We start from the raw sequence: 19,095 nt of genomic DNA, 5'->3' as shown, positions 1-19,095 counted from the left end.
GATATCGGTTCACGCATGAGCGCAGGTCAGAACCATGATTCCGGCGACGATCAGCCCGGCCGCGTGCACGCACAACGCGGGCACGACCCCTGCCACCCCGCCGAGCACTCCCGCCAGCCCCATGCCGCCCAGCGCGGTGGCCGCGTGGGCGCTGCCCAGGACGCCGAACACGCTTCCCCGCCGGTCGTCGCCGGCGACGTTCTGGGCCAGCGTGGCGAACCCCGCCGTCGCGGCCGCCGCGGGCACCCCGGCCAGCCCGATCAGCACCAGCGCCGGCCACAGCGCGGGCACGGCCAGCGGGTAGGTGAACAGGGCCAGGTCCACCAGCCCGAAGACGACCGTCGCCCCGCCCAGCAGCACCCGCGGGTCGGCGTGGCCCGGACGGAGCGCCACGACGAGCCCGCCCAGGATCCCGCCGACCGCCTGCACCGACAGGAACAGCCCGTAGGCGTCGCCCGCGCCGCCGAGCACGTCGCTCACGAAGGGCGCGGCGAGCGTGGCGAAGATCCCCTCGCCCAGCCCCGTGATCATCATGTACGCCACCAGCAGGCGGACGCCCGCGTCCCCCATGGCCAGGCGGAGCCCGGCGACCCACTGCCCGCCCATCGTCGCCGTCCTCGCCGGGCGTCCGGGCGGCCGGAGGGTGGCCTGCAGGGCCGCGGAGACCAGGAAACTGGCCACGTCGATCAGCACGACCGCGGCGAGCCCTCCGGCGCTGACGGCGAGCCCGCCCAGCATCGCGCCCAGCAGGCGGGCGGCCTGGCCGGTCTGGCCGTGCAGGGCGTTGGCCCGGACGAGCTGCGACTCCGCCACGATCCGCGGCACGAGGGCCTTCTGCGCGGGAGCGAGCACGGTGCTCAGGACGCCGGTCCACAGCGCGACGGCGTACACGATCCACACCTGGCCCGGCCCGCGTACGGCCAGCAGCGGCAGCAGGCCGAGCGCGAGCAGCACGTCGGTGACGACCAGCACCCGGCGGCGATCCCACCGGTCGGCCAGCACCCCGGCCAGTGACCCGAGCACGACGTCGGGCAACCGCGAGACCAGCAGCATGATCGCGGTGGACAGGGTGGAGCCCGTGAGGCGGTAGACGTGGAACGCCAGCCCGGTGCTGATCACCCAGTCGCCGGTCTGCGAGATCAGCCCGGCGAGGAGCAGGCGCCGGTAGTCCCGGTTGCCGGCCAACAGCGCGCGAACCCCGCCCCCCTCGTCGCGGGTGCCGTCCGATGCGCGGACCCCGCCGGCGGGGCGGGGCTCAGTCACCGGAGCCCGTGGGCGGCAGGGGGACGACCAGTTGCGTCACCAGCACGGGCCGGGCGCCGGCGGGACGGGCCGAGGGGTCGTCGACGCGGGCCATCAGCGGCCCGAGCAGCTTCGCCACCGCCGCGCCCAGCGCCGTCACCTCCTCCGCCGTGGCGTAGAGGTACAGGTTGCCCAGACCGCCCACCCCCCGCCACGGCTCGGGCTCGTCCCCGCGATGCTGCTGCCACTCGGCCAGGCGTGACAGCGCGCGCTCGGCGATCACCTGCTCCAGCAGGCTCCGGGCGGCCGCCTGCTCCGGCCCGGCCGCGTCGTCGTCCCACTCCTGGAGGGTCTCGGTCGCCTTCCACGGCCGCTCGCGCTCGTCGCGCGCCGCCGCCTGCTCCACGAAGCCGTACTTGGCCAGCTGCCGCAGATGGTACGAGGCCAGCGCCTGGCTGATGCCCACCTCCCGCGCGGCGTCGGCGGCGGTCATCGCGCCCGCCCTCAGCAGCAGCTCGTGCAGCGCCAGCCGGACCGGGTGCGCGAACGCCCGCATCGCGGCCGGGTCGCTGAGCCGTCGCCGCGAGGATTCCAAAGACATGCTTGGAATCTTGGGCGCCCAGCGCCGGAGATGTCAAGGGAACCTTTGGAATGCGTTGGGTAGGGTCGAGGTATGCGACTCCTCAAGAGCCGATTCGTGCCCCTGGCCGCCTTCGCCGTCTGTGTCTTCGCCGCCGGATGTGGTGAGGTCAACAGCACCATCGACAAGGCCCAAGCGTGCCTCGAAGCCCCGAAGATCGTCGCCGACCTGGGTGCCCAGCTCAAGACGCTCGCCGACGATCCCAAGGCCATGGACAAGGCCCTCGACGACGCCGCCACCAAGCTCAACGACGTGGCCGACAAGGCCGCCAACACCACGATCAAGGAAGCCTCCGACGACCTGGCCAAGACGCTGAGCGGTATCAACGTCACCAACGTCAACGACGCCGTGGACGCCACCCAGAAGGTTCTCACCGAGAGCGCGGCCTATGCCGAGAAGGTGGCCAAGGCCTGTACTGGCTGAATCCCAACTTCTCTAGGGGAAATGGGGACGAATTACCGTTTTTCCCATGGAACCCGACCCGCGTTTCACCTTGGCCAATGAACGAACCTTCCTCACCTGGCTGAGCACGGCGCTGGCGCTCAGTGCGGGTGGGGTGGCGATGGCGGCGGTGCCCGAGCACGTGTTCGTGCCGTGGATCCGTACCGCGCTGGCCGTGGTGCTGGTGACGCTCTCCGCGCTCGCGGCGGGCATGGCGTATCCGCGCTGGCGCAACATCCAGCGCGCCCTGCGGCAGCAGGCGCCGCTGCCGCCCCCCGCGCTCGCGGCGGTCTTCGGGTACGGCGTGGCGGCCGTGGCCGTGATCGCCCTCGTGCTGATCATCCTGGCCGCCTGAGCCCGAGGCCGGATCAGGTGACCCCGGAGAAGGAGATCTGGGACGAGGGGCTGCAGAGCGAGCGCACCCGGCTGGCCTGGGTGCGCACGGCCGTGGCGCTGGCCACCGGCGGGCTCGGCGCGGCCGGGCTGTCCCTCAGGCACGGCCTGCCCGTGGCCTCGATGGTGGTGTTCGCGCTGGCCGCGCTCTGCGGCGCCGTGCTGCTGATCAGGACCGGGGCGCGGTTCCGCCGCGTGCAGGAGGCGCTGCACGGCGGCAAGCCGCTGAACCCGGGGCTCGACGTGCTGTTCGCCTGGCTCGGCACCATGTGCGTGGTGGCCGGCGCCATCGTCTTTGTTCTGGCGATTCGGTAAGCGCGGTTGCCAGATCCGGAGAAGGAGGCACACACTCGGAGGTGAGGGGGTGACCTCGTTGGAAGAAGAACACAGGATCGTGCCTTTCGAGTGCCGCGGTTGCTGGCACGTATGGGAAGAGGAGTACCTCGTCAGGCACATCGACGACCGTCACGGAAACGAGCGGGAGATCTGGTTGCACGGCGGGCTCCCCGTGCTGCCGCCGTCACCAGGGGGCGTCATGTGCCCGAGGTGCGGCTGTCAGCAGGCCACGACCTTCCCGGACGGTTACCTGTCCCGGCATCCGGAGCTGATCCCGCCCGCGGAGCCCCCCACGCCGGACGCGACTCCGCTGCTCAGCCCGGTTCGGAAGTCCATCTACGAACGACTAACCTGACACTTGGTGAGCATTCCATAGCGGAAAGTGTCATAAGGCCCGTCTTGCGGGCGCGCGAAGTCAAGCGGACACTCGGGATCGACGGCGATCAGAAGCCGGGGGGTGGTCCCAGTGACCGAAGGATTCGACACCCGCGAGACGTGGCCTTTCGAATGCCTTCGTTGCTTACATGTCTGGGAAGAGAACTTCGTCGTCAGACATCTCACAGACGTGCACGGCAACGAGGTGGACCTCTGGCTCAGCGCGGGAGTGACCGTGCCGCCGCCCTGGTCGGGCACCTGCTGCCCGCTCTGCGGCGCGTACCACGTGACCTCGTTCCCCAGGGGGTATCTGGCGCGGCATCCCGAACTCGTGCCCGCCCCCGATCCGGAGCCCGAGCCGGTGTTCGCCGCGGCGACGCCGGAGCCGGGCAGGGTGTCCGCGCCGCGGACCCACCTGCCCGGCAGGCTGCTGATCGCTCTCGGGGTGCCCCTGGCGCTGTTCGTCGGGTACGAGCTGTACGCGAACGCCGTGGCCATGGCGCACCACTAGGGAGCTAGCTGAGGCTCTCCAGCCACGCCTGGTGCAGCCCGGCGTACCGGCCCGAGGCCGCGATGAGCCGGTCCGGCGGACCGTCCTCGACGATCTCGCCCCGGTCCATCACCAGCACCCGGTCGGCGATCTCCACCGTCGAGAGCCGGTGCGCGATGATCAGTGCCGTCCGGTCGGCCAGGATCGTGCGCAGCGCGCGCTGCACCAGCCGCTCGCTCGGCACGTCGAGGCTGGAGGTGGCCTCGTCGAGGATCAGCACGGCGGGATCGGCGAGGAATGCCCTGGCGAACGCGACGAGCTGGCGCTGCCCGGCGGACATCCGGCCGCCGCGCTTGCCCACCTCGGTGTCGTAGCCGTCGGGCAGGCTCGAGACGAACTCGTGCGCCCCGATGGCCTTGGCCGCCTCGCGCACCTCCCGGTCGGTGGCGTCGGGCCGGCCGAACCTGATGTTGTCGGCGACCGTACCGCTGAACAGGAAGTTCTCCTGCGTCACCATGACCACGGCCGCGCGCAGCGCCGGCTCGTCGAGCGTGCGCAGATCGACGCCGTCGAGCAGCACGCGGCCGTCGGTGGGGTCGTAGAAGCGGGAGATCAGCTTGGCCAGCGTCGTCTTGCCCGCGCCCGTCGCCCCGACCAGCGCCACCGTCTGCCCGGCCGGGACCGTCAGGTCGAGCCGGGGCAGGATCGGCATCTCCTCGACGTAGGCGAACCTGACGCCCTCGAAGCGCACCTTGCCGCGCGCCCTGCCGTCCGGCAGCCTGGCCGGCTCGCGCGGCTCGGGCACGGAGGGCTCCTCCTCCAGCACGCCCGACAGCTTCTCCAGCGCCGCGCCGGCCGACTGCAGGGTGTTGTAGAACTGGCTGACCTCCTGCATCGGCTCGTAGAACTGCCGCAGGTAGAGCAGGAAGGCGGCCAGCACGCCGACCTTGACCTCGCCCTGCACCGCCAGCCAGCCGCCGTACAGCAGCACCCCGCCGATCGTCAGGTTGCCGATCAGCTTGATTCCGGTCATGAACGTCGCGCCGAGCTGCATGCTGCGCGCGTTCGCGCCCCGGTAGTCGTCGTTGAGCTGCTCGAAGATCTCCTGGTTGCGCGGCTCCCTGCGGAAGGCCTGCACCGCGCGGATGCCGGTCATCGACTCCACGAAGTGCACGATCACCAGCGCCACCGTCTCCCGCGTACGGCGGTAGACGATCGCCGACTGCGTCCGGAACCACCGGGTGAACAGCAGCAGGAACGGCAGCGGGACGAGCGCCAGCAGGCCCAGGTGCAAATCCAGCACCAGCAGCAGCACGGCCGTCCCCGCCATGGTCAGCACGGCCTTGACCAGCGCGTCGAACCCCGACTGGAGCAGCTCCGCGATGGCCTCGACGTCCGAGGTCAGCCGCGAGATGACCCGCCCGGAGGTGTACTGCTCGTGGAAGCTCAGCGACAGGCGCTGGAAGTGGTCGAACACCCTCCTGCGCAGTTCGAGGAGGGTGCCCTGGCCGATCTGGCCGGACAGCGTCAGGAACGCCCGGCGCGTGAGCGCCTGCGTGATCGCCGCGGCCAGGATCACCCCGACCACGGTCAGCAGGACCGCGGGGCCGGCCCCGCTCGTGATCGGCGGGATGCCCTCGTCGATCCCGATGGAGACCAGGAAGGGGATCGAGAGCCCGGCCGCGTTGGAGACGACGACGATCGCGACCAGCAGCCCGATCTTCTTCCGGTACGGCCTGAGCAGCGCGCCGAGCAGCCGCCGGGAGCGCTCCCGGAGCAGGACGGACACCTTCTCCGGCAGCTCGTCCTGGTCCTCGGAGGACACGCCCCGCCAGGACGCCGTGGTGGTCGTGGTCATCGCAGCGCTCCTTCCGCGGCGTCGTCGAAGTCGGCGTCCTGGGCCAGCAGCTCGCGGTATTCGGGCACCTGGGCCAGCAGCTCGTGGTGCTGCCCGACGTGCGTGATCGTGCCGCCCCGCAGCAGCGCCACCTTGTCGGCCAGCAGCACGGTCGAGGCGCGGTGGGCGACCACGATGCCGGTCGCGTCACGCAGCACGTGCCGCAGCGCCTCCTCCACGAGCGCCTCGGTCTCCACGTCGAGCGCGGAGAGGGTGTCGTCGAGCACGAGGATCCGCGGATGGCTCAGCACGGCCCGCGCCAGGGCCAGGCGCTGCCGCTGGCCGCCGGACAGGGACAGGCCCTGCTCGCCGATGCGGGTGTCGAGGCCCCACGGCAGGTCGTACACGAACATGGCCTGCGCGGTCTGGATGGCCTCGGCCAGCTCCTCGTCGGTGGCGTCGAGCCGGCCGAGCGTGAGGTTCTCCCGCACGCTCATCGAGAACAGCGTCGGCTCCTCGAACGCCGTGGCCACCACCGAGCGGAGGCTGGTCAGCTCCAGGTCGCGCACGTCGTAGCCGTCGATCGTGACGCGGCCCTCGGTGGGGTCGATCAGCCGCGGCACCAGGGCGGTCAGCGTGGTCTTGCCGGAGCCGGTCGCGCCCACGACGGCCACCGTCTCACCGGGGCGCACGTCCAGCCAGACGTCGCGCAGCACCGGCTCCTCGGAGTCGTGGAAGCGGAACCCGACGCCTTCGAAGCGCAGGTGGCCGCGGGGCCCGTCGATGGTCCGCGTGCCGCCCTCGATGGCGGGCACCGTGTCCATGACCTCCATGAGGCGGTCGGCGGAGGTCATGGCCTCCTGGGCCATGGCGAGGATGTAGCCCAGGCTCGCGATCGGCCAGACGAGCTGGAGCATCAGCGTGGTGAAGGCGACCAGCGCGCCCAGCGTCAGCGAGCCCGTGCCGACGGCCAGCGCGCCCAGCAGCAGCACCAGGGCCAGCGTGATGTTGGGGATGATCTCGAGGAAGGCGAAGAACTTGGCCAGCAGCCGGGCCTTGTCCATGGAGGTGCCGTAGACCTTGAGCGCGCCCTCGTCGTAGCGGTCGAAGACGTAGTGGCGGCGGCCGAAGGCCTTGATCGTGCGGATGCCGAGGGCGGACTCCTCGACGAGCGTGGCGAGGTCGCCCTGCTCGTCCTGCACCTGGCGGGAGGTCTTGATGTAGCGCTTCTCGAACCGCAGCGACAGCCACACGATCGGCACGGCCGAGGCCAGCACCAGCAGCCCGAGCGGCCAGTACTTGTTCAGCAGCAGCACGGTCACCGTGATCAGCTGCAGGATGTTCATGACCAGGAAGAGCATGCCGAAGCCGAGGAAGCGCCGGATGGTCGACAGGTCGGTCGTGGCCCGGGATAACAGCTGGCCGGACTGCCAGTCGCCGTGGAAGCCCATGGGCAGCCGCTGCAGGTGCTCGTAGAGGTCGTCGCGGATCGCGGTCTCCAGGCCGAGCACCGGCTTCACCTGGGCCCACCGCCGCAGCAGGATCAGCAGGGCCTCGACGACGCCGACGCCGATCGCGAGCAGCCCGAGGGGGAGCAGCGCGCCGGAGTCCCCGTGGGCCACGGGACCGTCGATGACCTTCTCGCTGATGAGCGGGAGCGCGATGCCGGCCGCGATGCCGACGATCGCCGCCAGCCAGATGAACACCAATCTGACGACGTAGGGGCGGAGGTAGGACTTCATCCGCCACAGGGAGTTGGAGGAGAGCAGGGGACGTTGAGGTATGTGCGTATCGGGAGGCATCCCTTCTAGGCTAATACGAGGGTTCAACCGATTTTCAGTAGCCCGAAGAGTGCGGTTCTTGTACGTGACGTGCGGAAACAGTGAAAGATCTTGCACATTCGGCTGACCGTTACTTTTGTTGTGATCTGTTGGGGTATGTTCTTGGCCCTGCTCGGCGGCCGTCTAGGATGGGGGACTCATGATCGCTGAATCGGAGATGCCGCACCTGCGCCGCTGCGTCGAGCTGGCCGCGCGGGCGCTGGAGGTGGGCGACCAGCCGTTCGGGTCGGTGCTGGTCTCCGGCGACGGGGCCGTGCTGGCCGAGGACCACAACCGGGTGGCCTCCGGCGACAACACGCAGCATCCGGAGTTCGCGCTGGCCCGCTGGTCGGCGGCGCACCTGACACCAGAGGAGCGGGCGGCCGCCACCGTCTACACCTCCGGCGAGCACTGCCCGATGTGCGCCGCCGCCCACGCGTGGGTCGGGCTGGGCCGCATCGTGTACGCGGCCTCGTCGGAGCAGCTCGCCGCGTGGCTGTCGGAGCTCGGCGTCCCGCAGCCGCCCGTACGCACGCTCCCGGTCAACGAGGTCGCGCCCGGGGTGGTGGTCGAGGGTCCGGTGCCGGAGCTGGCCGAGGAGGTCCACGAGCTGCATCGCCGTTTCCACGGCTGAGCAAATATGCCGTTTTACCTGGGATTTGTACGCTCCGTGACAGAGTACGACCATGGTGTTCGGCCGCTCGATCAGGGCCCGGATGACCATCGCGACGGTGGTGGTCTTCGGGGCCGTCGTCCTTCTGGGAGTCCTGGCGATTTTGCTGACCTACCCCGTGCGGGCGCGGTCGGACCTTGTCCAGCAGGCTGACGACGCCAGCCGGCACCTGTCCACGAGCATCACCGAGCACCGGTTCAGCGGCCCCATCCCGCCGCTGAAGGGCGTCTACCTCCTCCAGGTCGTGAACTCCGACGGCCACGTGCTGGCCGCCAGCACCGGACTCGCCGGCCAGCCGCCGCTCACCCGGGCCTGGCCCGAGCAGGGCGACCTGCGGGTTCAGACTCGGGTGTGTCCCGGCAGGTGCATGGTCGTCGTGGGGACGAGCAACTCCGCCAGCGCGTACGGGTCCGTCGTCGCCTTCGCCGCCCTGCGGGAGCCGTTCCTGCTGAGCTCGCCGTTCCTGCCCCTGATACTGACCGCCTTCGGTGCGGTGCTGGTGGCGCTGACGGGATGGGGCGCCTGGTACGGGGTCGGCCGGGTGCTGGCCCCCGTGGAGCGGATCAGGGCCGGGCTGGCCCGCATCAGCGCCCAGGACCTGAGCCGGCGCATCGACGTGCCCGACACGCAGGACGAGGTCGCCGAACTGGCCGCCACGGTCAACGAGACCCTGGAGCGGTTGGAGGACGCCGTGGCGCGGCACCGGCGCTTCGTCTCCGACGCCTCCCACGAGCTGCGGACGCCGATCACCGGGCTCCTGGTGCGCCTGGAGGCGGGGCTCGCGGACCCGCACGAAGGCGAGTGGCGGGCGGCGATCAAGGACGCCGAGCGGCTGTCGGACATCGTCCACGACCTGCTCCTGATGGCCCGGCTGGACGCGGGGGTGCAGCCCGAGCAGGAGCGGATCGAGCTGGGGAAGCTGGTCGAGGAGGAGGTCGCGCGACACCCCTGCCGGCTGCCGCTGACCATGGACGTGGAGCCCGGACTCTTCGTCCGCGGCAACCGGCTCCGGCTCGCCCGGCTGCTGACGAACCTGATGTCCAACGCCGACCGCTACGGCGAATCCCGGGTGTGGATCTCCGTGCGGGGGTGGGCGGACCAGGCCGTGGTGGAGGTGCTGGACGACGGGCCAGGGATCCCGGCGGAGATGCGGGACCAGGTGTTCGAGCGGTTCACCCGCCTCGATCACACCCGGTCGCGGGACACCGGGGGCACCGGGCTGGGGCTGCCGATCGCCCGCGACATCGCCAAAGCCCACGGCGGGACCCTGGAGATCGGGGACGGCCCCGGGGCCCGGATGATCCTGCGCCTGCCGCAGAGCCTGCCCGCCCCCGACGCGACGCGGCTCTAGGACTTGCCGAGCTCGACGGTCTCGGCCACCTCGGCGTGCCGCTCGGCCTCCTCCTGGGTGAACCGCTCCGCGTCGAGCCTGTCGGCGATGTCCTCGTCCTGGCGCATCAGGGCATCCAGGGACTGGCCCGCCATCTCCAGCACGCCCATCTCCGCGTACGCCTGCCGCAGCCGCGGGCTCCACAGCCCGATGTCCTTGACGCACGGCACGATCCGGCTGAACAGCAGCGACCTGAACAGCCGCAGGTATTCGGAGTGGTCGGTGGCCTCCATGGCCTCGTCCACCTCGGCCTTCGACAGGCCCAGGTTCTCCCAGGTCTCCCGGCCGCGCAGCCGGTCGCGCATGAGGTAGCAGCCCTCGATGACGAAGTCCTCGCGCTCGCGCAGCTCGCTCTCCGACAGGTTCCGGTAGTGGTCGCGCAGCGCCATCCGGCCGAAGGCCACGTGTCTGGCCTCGTCCTGCATCACGTACGCGAGGATCTGCTTGGGCAGCGGCTTGGTCGTGATGTCGCGCATCACCCCGAACGCCGCCAGCGCCAATCCCTCGATGAGCACCTGCATGCCGAGGTAGGGCATGTCCCAGCGGGAGTCGCTCAGCGTGCTGTCGAGCAGGGCCTTGAGGTGCTCGTTGATCGGGTACGCCAGGCCCACCTTCTCCTGGAGGAAGCGCGCGTACGTCTCGGCGTGGCGCGCCTCGTCCATCGTCTGGGTGGCGGCGTAGAACTTCGAGTCGAGGTCGGGGACCGACTCCACGATCTTGGCCGAGCAGATCATCGCGCCCTGCTCGCCGTGCAGGAACTGGGAGAACTGCCACGCCGCGCCGTGCCGCCGCACCTCGTTACGGGTCTGCTCGCTCATCCGCTCCCAGAGCGGGGTGCCGTGGATCGCGATGGTCTGGTCGGGGACGCCCAGGACGTCGTACGGATCGACCTCGAGGTCCCAGTCGATGCGCTTGGTCGAGTCCCACTGCTTGTCCTTGCCCTTCTGGTACAGGGCCAGCATGCGATCCCGGCCGTCGTCGTACTCCCAGGTGAATCGGCTCGCCCCGGCCATCTCGACGTTCCACGTGGAGAGCTCGGCGGGGATGGTGTAGAGGTCGTGGGTCGACATGGAACCTCCCAAGGGGGTTACGTACACCGTACGTATGTCCGCCTTCCGAGAGTTCCACGTACACCGTACGTACGTCAATAGAATGAGGTATGCCTACGGAGCCCCTCTCGCGAGGCCGCATCGTCGCCACGGCCATCGACCTCATCGAGCGCGAGGGCGCCGACGCGGTCTCCATGCGGCGCATCGCGGCCGAGCTCGGCGTCGGTGTGATGTCCCTCTACAACCACGTGCCCAACAAGGACGCCCTGCTCAACGGGGTGGCCGAGGCGGTGCTGAGCGAGATCGAGTTCACCGACGACCCCGGCGCGCACTGGACCGAGCGGGTGCGCATGCAGGCTCGGGCGTTCCGCCAGATCGCCCACGACCATCCGCGCTCGACCATGGTGGTCGTCAGCCGCCAGCTCCATTCCACGGCCGGGCTGCTGCCGGTCGAACGGGCGCTGGCCACGCTGCGCGGCGCCGGGTTCGACGGGGCGGACGCGGTCAGGATGCTGCGGATGTTCATCGCGTACATCGTGGGCTCGCTGCTGCGGGAGGTGGGGGTGACGCCGACGTTCGCGCCCGTCCACAACCGGCTCGTCAAGGCCGAGGGAGTCGATCCCGCGCTGTTCCCCGAGGTCCACTCACTGGCGCCGCTGCTGGATCAGTGCGATCACGAGGCGGAGTTCGAGTTCGGGCTGGAGCTGCTCATCCAGGCGATCGAGGTGCACGTGGCGCGCAGGGAGGGCACCCGGTGAGCCCCGGGTGCCCTCTCCCGCCTTCGGCTAGTACCAGTTGTGCGATCTCCAATGTCCCCAGGCGCCGCACGGCCTGCCGTACCTCCCCTTGATGTAGGACAGTCCCCACCGGATCTGCGTCTCCGGGTTGGACTTCCAGTCGCGGCCGGCGCCGCGCATCTTGCCCGCGGGCAGCGCCTGCGGGATGCCGTACGCGCCGGACGAGCGGTTGAGTGCGTGATGGTTCCAGTTGCTCTCCCTGGTCCAGAGACTGTCCAGGCAGCGGAACTCCTGCAGGTTCCACGACCGCTGGACCACCTGGTCCAGCGCGATCCTCTTGTTCTTGTTGGGCGTCGCCACCGCCACCTTGGGCTGCGCCTTCGTCGTCCAGGTCCCGATCCGCACCACGGGCGGGCGGTCGGCCCAGGCCGCGGGTGCCCCGATCGCGGTGAACGCGGTGAGCGCGGTGACACTGACGAGCGCGCGTTTGCTGTCCAAATCGATCCTTGCTGTCGGGTCGCGTGCGGACAGGCGCACTTGCATCGGGCGCCCCTGCCGATCCGCGTCCGAGGCTCGGACGCGGAGGGTCCGCGCGGCCCTCCGGGAATCTGGCACCGCCCGATCCCGCTGGGCGGCCCGAAGGGCGCCGCGACGTGTCCTCTAGCACGATTCCTATTACGTTCGGTCACCGCGGGTCGTCCATCTCGACACGCGCTGGAGAGGTGTTTGCGCGAGCGTTGCGGATAAAAGTCCCTCTCGCAGGCCCGGCCTTGCCCGCCCCGCCGTCCGGCTGAACGGGCCTTGCCGCAAACCGCGACCAACTATGGGGTTTGACCGGGCGGGAGCCGCGGGTAAGCACGGCCTTCCACGACGGGCGCTTCGCGCTCGGGGCTCCAGACAGCGCCTCCCAAGGGGGCTCCGCCCCCTTTCGATCCCCCGAAACCCCCGCTCGCTCCGACCGCGACGCGCGCATCTGGGGGCGCTGGCCTCGCGTATCTGAAAACCAGGTGCGTCGACGGACTGGGGCGTTGCCCCGGCACGTGGGCGGGGGGATCGGCGGTGGGGTGCCGCCGATCCCCCGCCGGGCCGTTACCGCTGGGCCGGTGACGTGGTCACGTACCGGGCCGTGTTCGCCTCGGCGTCCGTGTGTGACCGCTGGAAGCCCGCCTTCTCCAGGACCCTGATCGAGGCCGGGTTCGAGAGTTCGACGCCGGCGCACACCGTGTGCACGCCCGGCGCCGTGAGGGCGAACTCCGTCAGCGCGCGCGCCGCCTCGGGAGCGTAGCCGCGGCCCCGGCGGGAGGCCACGATGCCGTACCCGATCTCCAGGGTGCCGTCGGCGGGCGGCCAGAACAGGCCGATGGAGCCGACCACGAGACCGCCGTCGCGCTCGATGATCTGGCGGTGGCCGTACTCGTCCAGCCACGCGGGGTGCTCGGCGAACAGGCCGGCGATGACGTGGTCACCCTCGGCGGGGAAGTCGTCGGCCCAGTGCGCGGAACGGGTGCCGTGCAGGACGGCGTCGGCTTCGCCGGAGGTCCAGGAACGCAGGACGAGACGGTCGGTGGTCAGGTCGGTGCCGGCCACCGAGAAGAAAGAAGACACTTGTGACTCCAGGTCGTTGATACGACCGGACCGCGCTCTAGGCTCGCGCGGGCCGGAGAAGGGCACGCTGATGACGACTGCCGGCAGCCATATTCATCAACCTCCTTCGCTCCGGAGCGATCAGGCGCCTCTCGCGCCGCCGCGAGCCTAGCAGCCCCGCGACGGGGGAGGGTGCGAGACCGAATCACGTTCCGGAGGCGTAGGGTGCGGTTCATGAGCCTCACTGACATCCAGCTCCACACCCTCGACGACGCCCCCACCACCTTCGGAGAGCTGGCGGCCGGCAAGGCCGTCCTCGTCGTCAACGTGGCCTCGCGATGCGGCCTCACCCCGCAGTACGGCGCCCTGGTCAAGCTTCAGGAGCAGTACGGCCCGCGCGGCTTCACGGTGGTCGGCATGCCCTGCAACCAGTTCGCCGGCCAGGAGCCGGGCACGGCCGAGGAGATCCAGGCGTTCTGCTCGGCGACGTACGGCGTGGACTTCCCGCTCCTGGAGAAGGCCGACGTCAACGGCCCCGACCGCCACCCGCTCTACGAGGAGCTGACGCGGACCGCCGACGAGCAGGGCGAGGCGGGCGACGTGCAGTGGAACTTCGAGAAGTTCCTGGTGGACCGGGAGGGCGCCGTCGTGGCCCGCTTCCGCCCCCGCACCACCCCGGACGACCCCGCGGTCACGTCCGCCATCGAGAAGCTTCTCTGAGCGGAAAATCCTTCGACGCCTCGCGAGCGGGCGGCGAGGATGATCGGATGATGTCCGAGACGAGGGTCGCCGTGGTGACCGGCGTGAGCAGGCGGATCGGGATCGGCTACGCCATCGCGCGCGAGCTGCTGGCGACGGGCGCGAAGGTGCTGGTGCAGTCGTGGACCCCGCACGACGCCGAGCAGCCGTGGGGCAGCGATCCCGCGGGCATGGACGGCGTGCTGGACTCGCTGGGCGGCGTCGGCGATCGGCTGCACCACGTGGAGGCCGATTTCGCGGACCCGGCGGCGCCGGCGTGGGTGATGGAGCAGGCGGTCGGCAGGTTCGGGCACGTGGACGTGCTCGTGGCCAACCACGCCCGCAGCAACCGGCAGTCGCTGGCGGAGCTGACGGCCGCCGAGCTGGACCTGTCGTGGGCGGTGAACGCCCGGGCCAGCGCGCTGCTGACGCAGGCGTTCGCGGCCCAGCACGACGACCGGCGCTCCGGCGGCAGGGTGATCCTGTTCACCTCGGGCCAGCATCTGGCTCCGATGGCGGGCGAGCTGCCGTACGCGATCAGCAAGGGCGCGATCCACCAGATGACGGCCAGCCTGGCCGACGCGCTCGCGGACCGGGGCATCACCGTCAACACCGTCAATCCGGGGCCGGTCGACACGGGCTGGGCCGACCCCGAGCTCGCCCGGCACGTCGGCCGCTCGCTCCCGGCCGGGCGCTGGGGGCGGCCGGACGAGGTGGCCCGGGTGGTGCGCTGGCTCGCCTCGGACGAGGCCGCCTGGATCACCGGGCAGGTGATCAACTCCGAGGGAGGATTCCGCCGCTGGGTTCCGTAATCGTGTGATTGCACTCCGTGACGGGTAGGGGTCCAGGCATTGGCCTGACGTCCCGCAGGGAGCACGCGATGACGATCAATCCGTACGCCGGCTCGCCCTTCAGCTATGCCACCGAGCCGGCCGTGGGACCGTACTCGATCGTGGAGCTGATGCCCGGCGTCCGGAACCTGCTGGACTACACCGGGCTCCAGCCGGGCGAGCGCGTGCTGCTGCTCATGGAGCACACCGTCGACCCCGTCGTCGTCCAGGCCATCGCGGCGGCTGCGGCCTACCGGGACGCCGACGTGCGCATCCTGTCCGTGCCGCCGTTCAGCCCGGGCGGGTGGGACAGGGAGGCGTCGCTGCACATCGAGACGGCCGCCTTCCGCGAGGCCGACCTGGTGATCAGCGGCACCTGGTGGGGCGAGGTGCACACGGCGCCGCTCTTCTTCGACCAGATCAAGTCACGCTCCTCCCGCTTCCTGTCCCTGCACATGACGGCCACCGCGGGGGCGTTGCTCACCGGCGGGCGGATGCCCGCCGAGGTCTTCTACGCGCTGCTGCGCCGGACGCTGGGGCAGATGTCGGGCGCCCGCTCGATCCGGGTGACGTCCGCGCGGGGGACGGACGTGACGTTCTCCGGGCCGGCGTTCGACCCGGACCCCGGCGCGATGCGGCCCGGGGACTGGCGGCCCTTCCCGTACGGGGGCGCCAACTTCTGGCCGACGGACACCGAGGGTGTCCTCATGATCGAGGACAGCACGGTCACCGGCGTGCCGGAGGAGTCCCTGCGCATCACCCTGGAAGGCAACCTCGTACGCAAGATCGAGGGCGGGGTCGCGGCCGAGCAACTGCGGCGTTACGCGCCCGGCGGCTTCTACATGCGCCACGGCCTGATCGGGCTCAACCCGAAGGTGCGGGTGGCCGGGGGGAACCAGTTCGAGCGGGAGAAGCACGCCGGGGCCTTCTACTGCGGCATCGACGGCCTGACCGACGGGGAGCCGGTCACGACGGGCCCGGGTTTCGCACACTGCGACTGCCAGGTCGACCGGCCCACCGTGCTGGTGGACGGGGAGCTCTTCATCGAGAACGGGCGCCTGCTGATGCTGGACGAGCCGGAGATCAGGGAGGTCGCGGCGCGGTTCGGCCCGCCGGACGTGATCCTCGACGACAACCCGATCATGATCCTGCCCCGCCGCTACACGGGAGGTGGAGCCCGCTAGCGGTGGGGGCCGCAGCTGCCCCGGATGATGAGCTCCGTCGGCAGGACCACGCTGCGCGGCTTCCTGGCGCCCGCCCGGAGCACCAGCTCCGCCGCCCGGTAGCCCATGTCGCGGCCCGGCTGGGCGATCACCGTCAGGGGCGGGGAGCACAGCTCGGCCCAGGGCACGTCGTCGTACATCACCAGCGACACGTCCCTGGGCACCCGCAGGTCCAGCTCCCTGGCCGCGAGCACCGCCGCCTCACCCAGCACGTTGCCCCCGGCGACCACGGCCGACAGGTCGGGGCGGCTCTGGAAGAGGCCCGAGGCGGCGGCGTAGGCGGAGTCGCGGCTGCCGGTGCCGAACACGACGAGCTCCTCGTCCACCGGCGCCCCCACGGCCTCCCTGAAGGCGTTCACCCGGCTCTCCTGGCCGGGGCCGCCGAGGAAGGCGATGCGCTTGTGGCCCAGGCCGCGCAGGTAGCGCACGGCCGTGCGGATGCCGGCCCGGTCGTCGGCCACCACGGCGGGGATGTCCAGCGGGCGGGCCGGTGCGGCGGCGGAGAGGCCGTCCAGGGCCATGAGGTCGGCCACGGCCGCCGCCCGCACGTCCTCCGGGGACGACTGGAGCGGGAGGCGGTCGGCGAAGACCACCGTCATGCCCGCGCGGAGCACCGGGGACCAGGCGTCCGCGTCGCCCGACGGAACGGCGATCAGGCGGTCCACGCTCTGCTCCAGGAGCATGCCGATCAGGTCGGCCTCCTGCTCGGGGTCGCCGCCCGTGGAGCCGATCACGACGGGCTCGCCGGCCGAGCGGGCGCAGGCGAGCACGCCCTCGGAAAGCTGGCCGTAGAAGGTGTCGGTCAGGTCGGGGACGAGCAGGCCCATGCCGCCAGTACGGCGTTGGCGCAGGTTGCGGCCCAGGGCGCTCGGGCGGTAGTCGAGCTGGGCGGCGACGGCCAGGACGCGCTCCCTGGTCGCCGGACTGGCCGAGCCGCCCGACAGTACTCTGGACACGGTGGCGACGCCCACGCCGGCCGCCTCGGCCACATCCTTGATCGTCGCCCGCCTCTCCATGGAAACGATTCCATCATGGTTTCCGGAAAACGGGAAGACACGCGTTCCCACAAGGGCTGGTCACGCGGTAACCCTTGACACCGATGTCCGTTTCGGGTGAGATGCTTGAAAACGTATCCACGTGAGTGGGTCACGGTAACAACGTCCGGGCCACCGCCCTGGAGCGCGAAGGAATGTCATGGCATCCATCGTTCTGACGAACGTCGACAAGGTCTACGCCGGTGGCGTGAAGGCCGTGAACGGGCTCAACCTTGAGATCAAGGACGGCGAGTTCATGGTACTCGTGGGCCCATCCGGTTGCGGTAAGTCGACCGCGCTCCGGATGATCGCGGGCCTCGAGGACATCAGCGGCGGCGAGATCGCCATCGGCGAGAAGGTGGTCAACCACCTCCCGCCCAAGGACCGCGACATCGCGATGGTCTTCCAGAACTACGCGCTCTACCCCCACATGACGGTCGAGGAGAACCTCGCCTTCGGCCTCAAGCTCCGCAAGATGCCCAAGCCGGAGATCCAGAAGCGGGTCAACGAGGCCGCCAAGATGCTCGGCCTCGAGACGTACCTCAAGCGCAAGCCGGCCGCCCTCTCCGGTGGTCAGCGCCAGCGTGTCGCCATGGGCCGCGCCATCGTGCGTGAGCCGCAGGCCTTCCTCATGGACGAGCCGCTGTCCAACCTGGACGCCAAGCTCCGCGTCTCCATGCGCGCCTCGCTCAACCAGATGCACGAGCGCCTCGGCGTCACCACCGTGTACGTCACCCACGACCAGGTCGAGGCCATGACCCTCGGCGACCGCGTCTGCGTCCTGCGCGACGGCCTGCTCCAGCAGGTCGACACCCCGCAGAACCTGTTCGACAAGCCGGTCAACCTGTTCGTCGCCGGCTTCATGGGCTCGCCCTCGATGAACTTCGCCACCGCCGAGCTCGTCCGCGACGGCGGCGACGCGGCCGTCACCTTCGCCGGTATCAAGCTGCCGATCCCCGACTCGACCTTCACCGACAAGCCGGGCCTCGACCAGTACGTCGGCAAGAAGATCATCCTCGGCATCCGCCCCTCCGACTTCGAGGACGCGGCCTCGGCCGGCAACCACGCCAACGGCTGGGCCACCCTGCCGGTCAAGGCGGAGGTCACCGAGGAGCTGGGCTCCGAGATCAACGTGCTGTTCCTGATCGACGCCCCGCCGGTCGAGCACAAGGACACCGTCGCCGCCGCCGACGCGGGTGACGACGAAGAGGCCGCGCTGCCGCTGTCGGGCGACAAGTCCCTGTGGACCGCCCGCGTCAACGCCCGCAGCCACGCCCGTCCCGGCCAGAACATCGACCTGGTCCTCGACACGCACAACCTGCACTTCTTCGACCCCGAGAGCGGCCTGTCGATCGGCCACGAGGCCAACCGCTAGCCGACTCCTGCATTCCCGGCCGTGAGCCTCGCTCACGACCGCTCGGGCCCCCACCGCGACCCCCTCCCGCGGCGGGGGCCCGTTCCATTGGATCCGGTATCGACCCCGGGCACCGGTACGGGGTCAGCGGCCGATGCTCGACGAGACGCGGGCCTGCAGGCCGCGCGGCACGAGTCTGCCGATCGCGACGATGGCCTTGTAACGCAGGTCCGGCACGCTCACCCGCTTGCCCAGCGCCAGGTCGCGCATGGTCTCCCGCACCACGTCGTCGGCCTTCAGCCACAGGAACCCGGGGATCCCCGAGGTGTCCATCGAGGCCCGCTGGTGGAACTCGGTCCGCACGAAACCGGGGCAGAGCGCCATGATCTTGATGCGCGGGTTGCCCACGTCGCTCGCGGCCGACTCGCTGAAGTTCACCACCCACGCCTTGGACGCGCTGTACGTGCCCCGCGGGAAGAACGCCGCCACCGAGGCCACGTTGACGATCGCGCCCCGGTCGCGCTCCCGCATGCCGGGCAGCGCGGCCAGCGTCAGCCTCAGCACGGCCTCGCAGTGCACCTTGAGCATGCGCACCTCGTCCTCGACCGGCACCTCCAGGAACCGGCCCGGGTGGCCGAACCCGGCGTTGTTGACCAGCAGGTCGACGCCGCCGGCGACCCTGGACTCCACCCTGGCCAGCCCTTCCTCGGTGGCGAGGTCGGCGGACAGCACCTCGACGCCGACGCCGTACCTGAGCTTGAGCTGGTCGGCGCTCTCGGAGAGCCGTCGCTCGTCACGGGACACCAGGACGAGCGAGAAGCCGTCGGCGGCCAGGCGCCGGGCGAAGGCGGCGCCGAGGCCGGAGGTCGCGCCGGTGATCAATGCGGTAGGCATACCTGAACCCTAATG

Annotated in this window: 20 protein-coding genes; 11 read left to right on the top strand and 9 right to left on the bottom strand. The window is 70.7% G+C overall.

Annotated elements, in window-relative coordinates:
- Window positions 1-9: 9 nt before the first annotated feature.
- Together AB0J87_RS15120 and AB0J87_RS15115 are read right to left on the bottom strand one after the other, a co-directional pair.
- Complete coding sequence (locus AB0J87_RS15120) at window positions 10-1,263, bottom strand: MFS transporter (RefSeq protein ID WP_363965599.1); 1,254 nt, start codon at window positions 1,261-1,263, stop codon at window positions 10-12.
- Window positions 1,256-1,843, bottom strand: a complete 588-nt coding sequence (locus AB0J87_RS15115) for a helix-turn-helix domain-containing protein (protein WP_350722457.1) — start codon at window positions 1,841-1,843, stop codon at window positions 1,256-1,258. Before AB0J87_RS15115 ends, AB0J87_RS15120 begins: the two co-directional genes overlap by 8 nt.
- A 72-nt stretch (window positions 1,844-1,915) precedes the next feature.
- Here AB0J87_RS15115 and AB0J87_RS15110 point away from each other — a divergent pair, with 72 nt between their 5' ends.
- The 4 genes from AB0J87_RS15110 (at window position 1,916) to AB0J87_RS15095 (ending at window position 3,938) form a co-directional block, all read left to right on the top strand.
- Window positions 1,916-2,305 (top strand): hypothetical protein, encoded by a 390-nt coding sequence (locus tag AB0J87_RS15110; RefSeq protein ID WP_350722455.1) that lies wholly within the window; start codon window positions 1,916-1,918, stop codon window positions 2,303-2,305.
- A 46-nt stretch (window positions 2,306-2,351) separates the two neighbouring features.
- Window positions 2,352-2,678 carry a DUF202 domain-containing protein gene (locus AB0J87_RS15105; RefSeq protein WP_185077672.1) on the top strand — a complete coding sequence of 109 codons (327 nt, stop codon included), beginning with the start codon at window positions 2,352-2,354 and terminating at the stop codon, window positions 2,676-2,678.
- Window positions 2,679-2,695: 17 nt separating this feature from the next.
- Window positions 2,696-3,031 (top strand): DUF202 domain-containing protein, encoded by a 336-nt coding sequence (locus AB0J87_RS15100; protein WP_350722453.1) that lies wholly within the window; start codon window positions 2,696-2,698, stop codon window positions 3,029-3,031.
- 586 nt (window positions 3,032-3,617) lie between these two features.
- Window positions 3,618-3,938: a hypothetical protein gene (locus AB0J87_RS15095; RefSeq protein ID WP_355194725.1), complete on the top strand. Its 321-nt coding sequence runs from the start codon at window positions 3,618-3,620 to the stop codon at window positions 3,936-3,938.
- Between the two features lie 4 nt (window positions 3,939-3,942).
- On the opposite strand, the gene AB0J87_RS15090 is transcribed toward AB0J87_RS15095, so the two are convergent.
- Window positions 3,943-5,775: an ABC transporter ATP-binding protein gene (locus AB0J87_RS15090; RefSeq protein WP_363965596.1), complete on the bottom strand. Its 1,833-nt coding sequence runs from the start codon at window positions 5,773-5,775 to the stop codon at window positions 3,943-3,945.
- Entirely contained in the window at window positions 5,772-7,556 is a 1,785-nt protein-coding gene (locus AB0J87_RS15085; protein WP_363965594.1) for an ABC transporter ATP-binding protein, read from the bottom strand. The genes AB0J87_RS15090 and AB0J87_RS15085 overlap by 4 nt, the downstream gene beginning before the upstream one ends.
- Window positions 7,557-7,734: 178 nt before the next feature.
- On the opposite strand from AB0J87_RS15085, the gene AB0J87_RS15080 reads away from it, so the two are divergent.
- Both AB0J87_RS15080 and AB0J87_RS15075 read left to right on the top strand, forming a co-directional pair.
- Window positions 7,735-8,208 carry a nucleoside deaminase gene (locus tag AB0J87_RS15080; RefSeq protein WP_363965592.1) on the top strand — a complete coding sequence of 158 codons (474 nt, stop codon included), beginning with the start codon at window positions 7,735-7,737 and terminating at the stop codon, window positions 8,206-8,208.
- A 52-nt stretch (window positions 8,209-8,260) separates the two neighbouring features.
- The gene (locus AB0J87_RS15075; protein ID WP_363965590.1) at window positions 8,261-9,598 is read left to right on the top strand and encodes a HAMP domain-containing sensor histidine kinase; all 1,338 of its coding nucleotides are present in this window, start codon (window positions 8,261-8,263) and stop codon (window positions 9,596-9,598) included.
- Here the strand turns inward: AB0J87_RS15075 and AB0J87_RS15070 are convergent.
- The gene (locus AB0J87_RS15070; protein ID WP_363965588.1) at window positions 9,595-10,707 is read right to left on the bottom strand and encodes a ferritin-like domain-containing protein; all 1,113 of its coding nucleotides are present in this window, start codon (window positions 10,705-10,707) and stop codon (window positions 9,595-9,597) included. The genes AB0J87_RS15075 and AB0J87_RS15070 overlap by 4 nt on opposite strands.
- Before the next feature lie 89 nt (window positions 10,708-10,796).
- On the opposite strand from AB0J87_RS15070, the gene AB0J87_RS15065 reads away from it, so the two are divergent.
- Entirely contained in the window at window positions 10,797-11,444 is a 648-nt protein-coding gene (locus tag AB0J87_RS15065; protein WP_350722440.1) for a TetR/AcrR family transcriptional regulator C-terminal domain-containing protein, read from the top strand.
- 27 nt (window positions 11,445-11,471) lie between these two features.
- Here AB0J87_RS15065 and AB0J87_RS15060 read toward each other — a convergent pair whose 3' ends face one another.
- Window positions 11,472-11,921, bottom strand: a complete 450-nt coding sequence (locus AB0J87_RS15060; protein ID WP_363965586.1) for a lytic transglycosylase domain-containing protein — start codon at window positions 11,919-11,921, stop codon at window positions 11,472-11,474.
- A gap of 591 nt (window positions 11,922-12,512) precedes the next feature.
- A complete protein-coding gene (locus tag AB0J87_RS15055; RefSeq protein ID WP_350722436.1) occupies window positions 12,513-13,028 on the bottom strand; it encodes a GNAT family N-acetyltransferase in 516 nt (171 codons plus the stop codon).
- A 213-nt stretch (window positions 13,029-13,241) separates the two neighbouring features.
- On the opposite strand from AB0J87_RS15055, the gene AB0J87_RS15050 reads away from it, so the two are divergent.
- The 3 genes from AB0J87_RS15050 (at window position 13,242) to AB0J87_RS15040 (ending at window position 15,759) form a co-directional block, all read left to right on the top strand.
- On the top strand, window positions 13,242-13,727 hold the full coding sequence (locus AB0J87_RS15050) for a glutathione peroxidase (RefSeq protein WP_363965584.1): 486 nt from the start codon (window positions 13,242-13,244) through the stop codon (window positions 13,725-13,727).
- A 47-nt stretch (window positions 13,728-13,774) separates the two neighbouring features.
- Complete coding sequence (locus tag AB0J87_RS15045) at window positions 13,775-14,557, top strand: SDR family oxidoreductase (protein ID WP_363965582.1); 783 nt, start codon at window positions 13,775-13,777, stop codon at window positions 14,555-14,557.
- A 68-nt stretch (window positions 14,558-14,625) separates the two neighbouring features.
- Window positions 14,626-15,759, top strand: coding sequence for a hypothetical protein (locus tag AB0J87_RS15040; RefSeq protein ID WP_363965581.1), 1,134 nt, complete (start codon window positions 14,626-14,628; stop codon window positions 15,757-15,759).
- Here the strand turns inward: AB0J87_RS15040 and AB0J87_RS15035 are convergent.
- A complete protein-coding gene (locus AB0J87_RS15035) occupies window positions 15,756-16,814 on the bottom strand; it encodes a LacI family DNA-binding transcriptional regulator (protein WP_363965579.1) in 1,059 nt (352 codons plus the stop codon). The two genes, AB0J87_RS15040 and AB0J87_RS15035, sit on opposite strands and share 4 nt — an antisense overlap.
- A 178-nt stretch (window positions 16,815-16,992) precedes the next feature.
- Here AB0J87_RS15035 and ugpC point away from each other — a divergent pair, with 178 nt between their 5' ends.
- Window positions 16,993-18,207, top strand: a complete 1,215-nt coding sequence (gene ugpC / locus AB0J87_RS15030) for a sn-glycerol-3-phosphate ABC transporter ATP-binding protein UgpC (protein ID WP_350722427.1) — start codon at window positions 16,993-16,995, stop codon at window positions 18,205-18,207.
- 123 nt (window positions 18,208-18,330) lie between these two features.
- On the opposite strand, the gene AB0J87_RS15025 is transcribed toward ugpC, so the two are convergent.
- The gene (locus tag AB0J87_RS15025) at window positions 18,331-19,080 is read right to left on the bottom strand and encodes an SDR family oxidoreductase (protein WP_355194745.1); all 750 of its coding nucleotides are present in this window, start codon (window positions 19,078-19,080) and stop codon (window positions 18,331-18,333) included.
- Window positions 19,081-19,095: the final 15 nt, after the last annotated feature.

Origin of the sequence: Nonomuraea sp. NPDC049625, from assembly GCF_040675285.1 — a bacterium.
Lineage (GTDB): Bacteria > Actinomycetota > Actinomycetes > Streptosporangiales > Streptosporangiaceae > Nonomuraea > Nonomuraea angiospora_A.
This window is presented reverse-complemented; position numbering and strand designations above follow the sequence as displayed.

Coding starts and splice junctions, on each gene's coding strand:
- AB0J87_RS15110 (WP_350722455.1), top strand. CDS start 1,916: ATGCGACTCCTCAAGAGCCGATTCGTGCCCCTGGCCGCCTTCGCCGTC.
- AB0J87_RS15085 (WP_363965594.1), bottom strand. CDS start 7,556: ATGCCTCCCGATACGCACATACCTCAACGTCCCCTGCTCTCCTCCAAC.
- AB0J87_RS15025 (WP_355194745.1), bottom strand. CDS start 19,080: ATGCCTACCGCATTGATCACCGGCGCGACCTCCGGCCTCGGCGCCGCC.
- ugpC (WP_350722427.1), top strand. CDS start 16,993: ATGGCATCCATCGTTCTGACGAACGTCGACAAGGTCTACGCCGGTGGC.
- AB0J87_RS15105 (WP_185077672.1), top strand. CDS start 2,352: ATGGAACCCGACCCGCGTTTCACCTTGGCCAATGAACGAACCTTCCTC.
- AB0J87_RS15115 (WP_350722457.1), bottom strand. CDS start 1,843: ATGTCTTTGGAATCCTCGCGGCGACGGCTCAGCGACCCGGCCGCGATG.
- AB0J87_RS15080 (WP_363965592.1), top strand. CDS start 7,735: ATGATCGCTGAATCGGAGATGCCGCACCTGCGCCGCTGCGTCGAGCTG.
- AB0J87_RS15050 (WP_363965584.1), top strand. CDS start 13,242: ATGAGCCTCACTGACATCCAGCTCCACACCCTCGACGACGCCCCCACC.
- AB0J87_RS15090 (WP_363965596.1), bottom strand. CDS start 5,775: ATGACCACGACCACCACGGCGTCCTGGCGGGGCGTGTCCTCCGAGGAC.
- AB0J87_RS15040 (WP_363965581.1), top strand. CDS start 14,626: ATGACGATCAATCCGTACGCCGGCTCGCCCTTCAGCTATGCCACCGAG.
- AB0J87_RS15035 (WP_363965579.1), bottom strand. CDS start 16,814: ATGGAGAGGCGGGCGACGATCAAGGATGTGGCCGAGGCGGCCGGCGTG.
- AB0J87_RS15045 (WP_363965582.1), top strand. CDS start 13,775: ATGATGTCCGAGACGAGGGTCGCCGTGGTGACCGGCGTGAGCAGGCGG.
- AB0J87_RS15070 (WP_363965588.1), bottom strand. CDS start 10,707: ATGTCGACCCACGACCTCTACACCATCCCCGCCGAGCTCTCCACGTGG.
- AB0J87_RS15075 (WP_363965590.1), top strand. CDS start 8,261: ATGGTGTTCGGCCGCTCGATCAGGGCCCGGATGACCATCGCGACGGTG.
- AB0J87_RS15065 (WP_350722440.1), top strand. CDS start 10,797: ATGCCTACGGAGCCCCTCTCGCGAGGCCGCATCGTCGCCACGGCCATC.